This window comes from uncultured Campylobacter sp., assembly GCF_937997595.1.
Lineage (GTDB): Bacteria > Campylobacterota > Campylobacteria > Campylobacterales > Campylobacteraceae > Campylobacter_B.
This window is the reverse complement of sequence record NZ_CALKTS010000038.1, coordinates 1-1,142: the sequence shown is the minus strand read 5'-3', so window position 1 is coordinate 1,142 and position 1,142 is coordinate 1. Positions and strand designations below refer to the sequence as shown.

Annotated in this window: 1 protein-coding gene; it reads left to right on the top strand. The window is 49.0% G+C overall.

Going from position 1 to position 1,142, the window contains the following annotated elements; genetic code table 11:
- Positions 1–1,018: 1,018 nt before the first annotated feature.
- Positions 1,019–1,142, top strand: a 124-nt coding sequence (locus Q0614_RS01310) for a ThiS-like ubiquitin domain-containing protein (RefSeq protein ID WP_298785945.1), incomplete at its 3' end; no start/stop codon positions are given.

Below are 1,142 nucleotides of genomic sequence, written 5' to 3'. Positions count from 1 at the left end.
CAGATCTCAAGCGGCAAAAAATATGAGATCGTCGAGTTCGTAGGCGGCGGCTGAGGTCGGAGCTTTGAATTATTTTAAAATTGCGGCAGCCGAGGTTTAAATCCGCGTGGAGACCGCTAAATTTTAATCGGCGTAGCGACACAGCGGCTGGGGCTTAAAATTTGCATCGCCTCATTAAAATTTTAAACGATACGGCGGAGCGGAGACATAGCGGCGTTTGGGGTTTTTAAATTTATGAGAAAGCCGCGGTAGCCTGGTGCCTGCGGTGAGCTTTTAAATTTTGTAAGCGAACTAATCCGCGGCGGCGAAACGCAGAAGTTTTAAAATTCGCTCCGCGGCGATAGAGTTTAAATTTTATTGTTGCGGCGAAACGTTAATTTGCATCGCCAGCCGCGGTGGCTGGGTGTGGAGCTGTAAACTGTGTCGGCACTACAAGCTTGAGCGCATGGCTTTAAAATTTACGCCGAAGTTGTGGGCTTTGAGCGCAGGGTTTTAAAATTTACCCCGAGATCTCTGCCGTCGTGCACGCTAAGACGTATGCTGCGGCGTGCCGCTTTTTCGTCGGTTGGGCTAAAATTTTAAATTTAGCCGCAGTGCGGATTTATTCGGGCGTTTAAGCTTTTAAATTCGGCGGATCGCTCTAGCGCTTCGCGATTTTAAATTTAACCGACAAGCGGAGTTAATGCGCTAAATTTAGCGGATTTGATTGTGTTACGCGTGCCGTACGAAGCCCATGCGACGCGACGTATTGGCTGAATGCAATGCGCGAGGCCAAAACATAACGCGTTAAAGCAGGATGAAATTTTTAGATCAAAAGCACGAGCGATACGCCAGACGCGTCCGCTTGCGCCGTAATTCGTGCGAGCTTTGCGCGGTGCGTAGTAGCCGCGCAGATTTCTGCCGCAACCGCATCGCAATACCGCATCAATGCGCGCTATGTTCGCACAGATGCAAGGCGCCGCGCGTTTAAATTTGCGCGATAAATTTAAACGGCAAAAAGATAAAATTTAGGATCAAAATGCAGATAAAACTAAACGGCAAAGCCTACGAAACAGCCGCGAGCGATCTTGACGGGCTGAAGCGCGAGGTTAAATTTAGCGGCGAGATCGCCGTGATAAACGGCTATGCGAGCACGCAAAATT